We start from the raw sequence: 6,344 nt of genomic DNA on the forward strand, positions 1-6,344 counted from the left end.
GCAGTGAGCATCGACACGCGCACACCCGTCCTCGTCGGCGCGGGGGTCGCGCACCAGCACATCGACGATCCCGAGCTTGCGGTCGAAGCGGTCGAGTTGATGGCGATGGCATGCGAGCGCGCCGCGCCGTCGTCGCTGCTGGCGAACGTGCGCACGATCCTCGTACCGCGCGGGACGTGGCACTACACCGACCCCGGTCGGCTGCTGGCGGCGCGGTTCGGTGCCGACGCGCACACGGTGGTCGGCGAGTTCGGCGTCTTGCAGCAAACGCTGGTGACACGCGCGTGCCGCGCCATCGCGAACGACGAGCTCGACGTCGCGCTGGTCGTAGGCGGCGAGGCCAAGTACCGCGACCTCCGCCGCCAGATCACCGGGACGCCGGCTGCCGAGACCGAGCAGTCGGGAGTCGAGCCCGACGAGAAGCTCGTCCCGGCGCAGGAGATCATCCCGCGCATCGAAATCGACGCACGTCTCACGACGCCCGCGGCGCAGTACGCAGTGATCGAGACGGCGTTGCGCGCCGCGCGCGGCCAGACCGTCGACATGCACGCGCGCGAGCTGGCCGCGCTGTGGGCCGGCGCCAGCGATATCGCGGCGGCGAACCCCGACGCGTGGCGGCGCGAGTCGATCGCGCCCGCGTTCCTGTCGCAGCCGTCGGACAGGAACCCGATGTATTGCGCGCCGTACACGAGGTGGCACTGCTCGCAGTGGAACGTCGACCAGGCATCCGCGTTCGTGGTGTGCTCCGCGGAGGCGGCCGAACGTCACCGCGTGCCCCGCGACATGTGGGTGTTCCCGCTCGCCGCGGTCGAGTCGAACGCGATGGTGCCGCTGTCACAGCGCGGGCAGCTGCACCGCTGCCCTGCCGTCAGTGTCGGTGGTGAACAGCTCGCGGCGATGTGCGGCTTCGATCCCCGCGACGCCGACTACCTCGACCTCTACAGCTGCTTCCCGTCGGCGGTGCAGGTACAGGCCGACGAATTGGGGCTCGGGCTCGAGAGGCCGTTCACCGTCACCGGCGGCATGACGTTCGCAGGCGGACCGCTCGATAACTACAACCTCCAGGCGCTCGCCAAGATGGTCGAAGTGCTGCGCGAGGGGCCGGGCACGACCGGGCTCGTCACGTGCGTGAGCGGGATGATCACAAAGCACGGCATGGCGCTCTGGTCGACGCAGCCACCCGACGACGGCTTCCGCTTCGCCGACGTGTCCGACGAGACGCGCGCGCGCACCCCCATCCTCGATCTCGCACCCGATCACGACGGCCCCGCCCGCGCCGACGGCTACACCGTCGTGCACGACCGCCGTGGCAGCCCTGAACGCGCCATCATCGTCGCCACCACTCCTGACGGCCGGCGCTGCGTCGCCGCGAGCACCGACCTCGACCTCGCCGCCGCCATGCTCACCGACGAATGGGTCGGGCGCGACGTGCAGGTGACCGGGAGCACGTTCCACTCGCGAAGTGACTAGCGGAAGACCTCGGTCAACAGATCGCGGAAGACGGCGTCGGGGTCGATGGCGACGCCCTTGCGCGCGAACCAGCCGATGAGATTGGTGACGTCGCGCTGGAGCAACGCGAGGGCGTCGGGACCTTCCTGTGGATCGACAGCCTGTGGGAAGTCGATGAACACCAGTGCGTCGTTCCACACGAGCACGTTGTACGGCGAGAGGTCGCCGTGCACCACGCCTTCGTGCGTGATCACGTGGAGCTGATCCACGGCCGACTCGCACAACGCCGCGAGTCGCGAACGGTCGACGTGCGCTTCGGAGAGGCGCGGCGCCATCTGATCTCCGTCGCCGATGAACTCGAGCATCAGCTCGGTGCCCATCCGTTGCACCGGATACGGAACCGACACGCCGGCCGACCAGAGTCGCCCGAGCGTCTCGAACTCGGTGCCCGCCCACAGGTACCCGCGGAATTCCATACCCCGTTGCGTTCCCTTGGCGACCGCGAGGTCGATGCGACGGTCGCCGGTCTTGCGTCCCGAGCGATAGCGCGCGTCGTCCCGGAACGTGCGGTCAGCCGGTTTTCGATACCGCTTCGCTGCGAGCAGCTGATGGCAGTCGCCGAGCTCGCGCTCCACGAGGAACACTTCCGCCTCCTTGCCGGTCTTGAGCAAGCCGAGCTCGTACTGGCGTGCCGCGTCCTCGGTGATCACCCACTCCGGTACCGGAGCAGGACCATGTTCAGCGAGCAGGTAGGTGCTGGCGAACGGGTCGTCGTCTTCGTCGTCCCAGCGTGGGCGCGCACGCCGCACGTTGCGCCGGAACTTGGTGTCGCTGTCTTCGTCTGCCACAAGGGCTCCTCGTGTGAGGGTGCCCTCGGGCGTCGACGGTCTGAATCAGCCGTACGCGCGGAAGGACACCGATCGGTCGTAGCTCCACATGTCGGTGTCACCTCCTCGCTCATCGGGCTCGGTCACCGCTGTGTGCGTCGAGGCGCAAACATTACCTCAGCACGTTGACTGCCCGCGCGATGACGAGAATCGCGAGCAGCAGGGCAACAGCAGACTGCAGCATCATCGTGAGCTTCGCCCAGCGTGACATGGGCATCGTGTCCGTCGGGCTGAACGCGGTCGCGTTCGTGAACGATGTGTAGAGGTAGTCGAAGAACTCGGGTCGCCATCCCGGCTTCGCGACCTCGCCACTCGCCATCTGCGGGAACAGAAAGTCGGGATACGCCCGTGCCCCACGTGCTCGGGCAACCGGTCCACCGCGGTCGAACATCCAGTACCACAGCGCAAAGATGATCACATTGGTGAGCCAGATCGCGCCGCCCGTGAGGATCAGGTCGCCGGCATCGCGGAGTCCCCGACCGTGCAGCAGATCGTTGATCAAGCGCGCCGCGGCCGAAGTGTTGGCGGCACTCATGATCAGGATGAGCAGCAGCGTCGCGGCGCGCAGCAGCCGCGACGGTCGATCGAATCGTTTTCCATTGGCCGCGATGATCACGACGAGAAGCAAGAACGCGCTGACCGGGAACAACCACCGAACTGGTTGCACGATCCGATCAGGAAGGAGCACCTGCAGCACGATCGCCAACCCGATCGACGCCGCGACGGGAACCGTCGACTCACCTTCGGTCACCTGCCGCCACGCGGGGACTATCTCGCGCTGGACAGCCTCGACGACGATCCGGCTGGGGTCGAGGAGCCGGTCCCAAAACCGGACCCGCGGTGGGTTCGTCGGGGTCGTCACGCGTTCTAGTCTTGCCGCTGGCGCGGCGTGTTTAGAGGAGGGTCAGCGCGTCCGTCTCGCGGATGGCGGCGCAGCACCGTTCGGTCATCGCCGCGAACATCTCGTCTCCTCGGTCCGTACGGGTCGCGTACATCGCGCCGAGCACGATGATGAGCGGACCCTGGAACAAGCCGTAGCGGTAGTCGTCCCAACACTGCTCGAACGAGTAGCCGTGTACTCCGTAACCGACGAGCGCGTCGTGGTACGCGGCGACGAGCCCGCGCTCGTTCACCGCGCGTTCCTCTGCCTTCAGGCCGGTACCGATGAAGTACCCGACGTCGCGCGCGGGCAGCCCGATGGCGACGAGCTGCCAGTCGACCGCGGTGCACGGTGGCCCGCCCGCGCTCGTCGCGAACAGCAGGTTGTCGAGCCGGTAATCACCATGGACGAGCCCGAAGCAGTCGGGCCGTCCGAGCATCCATGGAGCGACGCGCGGCGCGAACGCGCGCAGCACCTCCGCATCATCCTCGGGGGTTCCGTATCGCTCGATGAACGGCTCGACCATCATCCCGAACCCGAAGCCCATACCCTCCGCAGCCTCCGCGCCGAACGGTGCGAGACCTTCGATAGCCCGCAACGACTCGTCGCACCACCGGGGGCCGTGCAGACCCGCGAGGTTCACCACGGCATCGCGCGCCTCCACGGCGGAACACCCGGCTATCTGGTCGCCCTGCTCGGCGGGTGCCATGTCCTCGAGGAGCAGCACGAAGCTCTTCCCGTCGTCACTCGCCACCGCGCAGTAACACTCCGGCGCGCGCACCGCCACCGTCTGCGCAATGTCGCGGTAGAAGCGAACCTCGGTCGCGTACGTGGTCGCGCCACCTTCGCGGACCTGCGGGTCGGGGCTCGGCAGCTTCGCGATCATGCTCGCGGGGCCCTGACCGGTCGAGTACTGCAACGCCAGCCGGTAGCAGCTCGACATCTGCCCGGTGCCGACCGCCGAGTGCCACACGTCACTCACCGTCGCGTCGAGTCCACTCGCCCTGAGCGCGTGCGTGCGCAGCGCCCCGGTGAGCGCCCCGGTGAGCCAGGCGGGCGTCAGCTCATCAGGGGTGTCGACCGGCTCGGGGCCGGTGCGTGGGGCAGCCCCCACGTCACGCCTTCGCCGGTGCCGGATCCAGGAAGCCCGTAAGACCGGTCTTCGCGTGCGGCCCTATCAGCGCTTGCTCGAGCACACCGATACCGGTGCGGCCAGCTTCTCCACCCGACCCGGCCATGCGCGCGACGACGACGTTCTGCATGTGCCAGGTGGTGGGATCGGGGTCCGGGAAGTCGTCGAGCTCGATGGCTTCGTGGCCAACCTCGAGCTCGCCGTGAATCGAGCCGTGACCGAACTGGGGATGCGTGTAGCCGATGCCGCGCATGCGGAACGTGTACAGCGTCTCGAGGTCGATCTGGTGCTTCTGCCCCTCGGGGTCGACGAGATGGAACACGGCCGACCGGATGCGGCGCGAACCCGGGTAGAAGTCGAGCTCGTAGTCGAACTCGATCATCTCGGTGGAGTTGTCGACGCCGATTCCCCACGTGGGCGCGTCGGGGCTCTCGAGCAGCGGGACGAAGAGGGTGCTCTCCACCCACCGCTTGCCATTCGGATACTCGTGCAGGGCGAGGTGCGTGCACAGGTCGTCGAAGTAGAGCGGCGCCCACAGCCAGAACGCGCCACCGCCGTAGTTGGCACGGTTCGTGGGGATGGGGGTCGACAGCCCACGCATCCCCCAGGAGCGATCACGGGTCCCGAACACCCGTGCCGGGTCGACGTCGACCTGCCGGCCGTCGACAGTTACCGTGCCCTCCCACGTGCCCCACTGCGTGAGGCGCGTGTGCTCGTTGGTGACGATCCCGTCGCGTGTCACGTTGCGTTGGCGGGGTTCTTCGACGACAACGGTGCGCGCACGCCACGTGAGATCGCACACGAGCGGCGAGTCGTTGGGCGCGACCGTGAAGCGCAGCACGCGCATGGGCTCGACTACGTCGATGCGGATCGGGCCGATCTCCGTGGCGCGGTCGAGCGGCATCCGCCCCGACGCGAACACCGAGTGCTCCACACCGTCGATCACGATGCTGAATGCCGCGTCGATCACACCCAGCACCGGGTAGTGACCCATGGCGCCGCCGATGTAGAAGGCGCCGTCACGCTCGTGACCGTTGAAGAAGTAACGGTCGTAATGGTTGGGATTTGCCGACGACGGCGTGGCGATCGGGTCGGCGTCGGCATGGATCGGATAGTCGTCCCAGGGCGTCAGCATGCGTGCAGGTGTAGGCGTTCAGGTTCCCGGGTGCAACTGACGCGTGACGAACTCGACGGCGTCGTCCCAGGACTGCTCGTCGGCCGCCTGGTTGTACAGCACCGGGCTGTGCGCGTTGAACGCGTGTCCGGCGCCCGCGTACACGTTCACCGTTGCGCTCACACCCCACTGGTCGAAACGGCGGCGCAGGTCGTCGAGCCGCTCGGCCGGGAGCACCGCGTCCTGGTCGCCGATGAGCAGCACCATCGGGCACGCGATGTTCCAGACCATGTCGATGACGTCGACCGGCTTCTTGGCGTCATGCGGGTCGAATGTCGGCTGGCTGGGGAAGAACACGACCGCGGCGGCGAGGTCGTGGCGCAGGCACGCGGCGAACAGCGCGATGGTCCCGCCAGTGCAGTAGCCCCAGCTCGCGACCCGGGTCGCGTCGACCGACGGGAGCGCCTGCACATAGTCGATCGCGTCGAGGAGGTCGTGCACCGCGCGCGCGAAGTCGAGCGCGTTGATATACGACATGAGGGTCTCGAAGTCGTCGTAGTTGTCGGGGTCGGGCGGGCCACTCCCCCGGTAGTAGTCGGGCACGATGACGACGAAGCCGAGGTGCGCGAGCGTTGCCGCGACGCGACGGATGTACGAGTTCGGGCCGGTCCCTTCGGCGCCAACCGCGATCGCGGGGAAGGGACCGTCGCCGAGCGGTCGGCTCAACACCGCGGGCGTGCTCGCGCCGTCGCGCGTCGGCAGGTCGATCGTCTCGACGACGACCCCGTCGTAGTGGTCGGTGGTGGGTCGCATCGTCATGGGCGCGGATGCTAGTGGCGTGTCCTTCAATTGACGCGCGCTTGTTCGAGGGCAACGCGGCCT

6 protein-coding genes are annotated in these 6,344 nt (G+C 67.9%); 1 reads left to right on the forward strand and 5 read right to left on the reverse strand.

The genetic code is table 11. The annotated features are described in order from the left end of the window. The first annotated feature begins 3 nt into the window (after positions 1–3). Positions 4–1,470 (forward strand): acetyl-CoA acetyltransferase, encoded by a 1,467-nt coding sequence (locus tag WD271_15525; GenBank protein ID MEX1009232.1) that lies wholly within the window; start codon positions 4–6, stop codon positions 1,468–1,470. On the opposite strand, the gene WD271_15530 is transcribed toward WD271_15525, so the two are convergent. The 5 genes from WD271_15530 to WD271_15550 form a co-directional block, all read right to left on the reverse strand. After that, complete coding sequence (locus WD271_15530) at positions 1,467–2,297, reverse strand: RIO1 family regulatory kinase/ATPase (protein ID MEX1009233.1); 831 nt, start codon at positions 2,295–2,297, stop codon at positions 1,467–1,469. The two genes, WD271_15525 and WD271_15530, sit on opposite strands and share 4 nt — an antisense overlap. A 151-nt stretch (positions 2,298–2,448) precedes the next feature. Continuing rightward, the gene (locus WD271_15535) at positions 2,449–3,198 is read right to left on the reverse strand and encodes a hypothetical protein (GenBank protein MEX1009234.1); all 750 of its coding nucleotides are present in this window, start codon (positions 3,196–3,198) and stop codon (positions 2,449–2,451) included. Positions 3,199–3,229: 31 nt separating this feature from the next. Further along, positions 3,230–4,330, reverse strand: coding sequence for a phosphotransferase (locus WD271_15540; protein MEX1009235.1), 1,101 nt, complete (start codon positions 4,328–4,330; stop codon positions 3,230–3,232). Position 4,331: 1 nt separating this feature from the next. Next, complete coding sequence (locus WD271_15545) at positions 4,332–5,483, reverse strand: hypothetical protein (GenBank protein MEX1009236.1); 1,152 nt, start codon at positions 5,481–5,483, stop codon at positions 4,332–4,334. 18 nt (positions 5,484–5,501) lie between these two features. Continuing rightward, a complete protein-coding gene (locus WD271_15550) occupies positions 5,502–6,281 on the reverse strand; it encodes a dienelactone hydrolase family protein (protein MEX1009237.1) in 780 nt (259 codons plus the stop codon). Between the last annotated feature and the right edge of the window lie 63 nt (positions 6,282–6,344).

The sequence above is a fragment of the Acidimicrobiia bacterium genome, assembly GCA_040880805.1.
Taxonomy (GTDB): domain Bacteria; phylum Actinomycetota; class Acidimicrobiia; order IMCC26256; family DASPTH01; genus DASPTH01.

What these genes read in the sequence shown, in the direction of transcription:
- WD271_15545 (MEX1009236.1), bottom strand. Translation starts at nt 5,483, where the DNA reads ATGCTGACGCCCTGGGACGACTATCCGATCCATGCCGACGCCGACCCG.
- WD271_15550 (MEX1009237.1), bottom strand. Translation starts at nt 6,281, where the DNA reads ATGACGATGCGACCCACCACCGACCACTACGACGGGGTCGTCGTCGAG.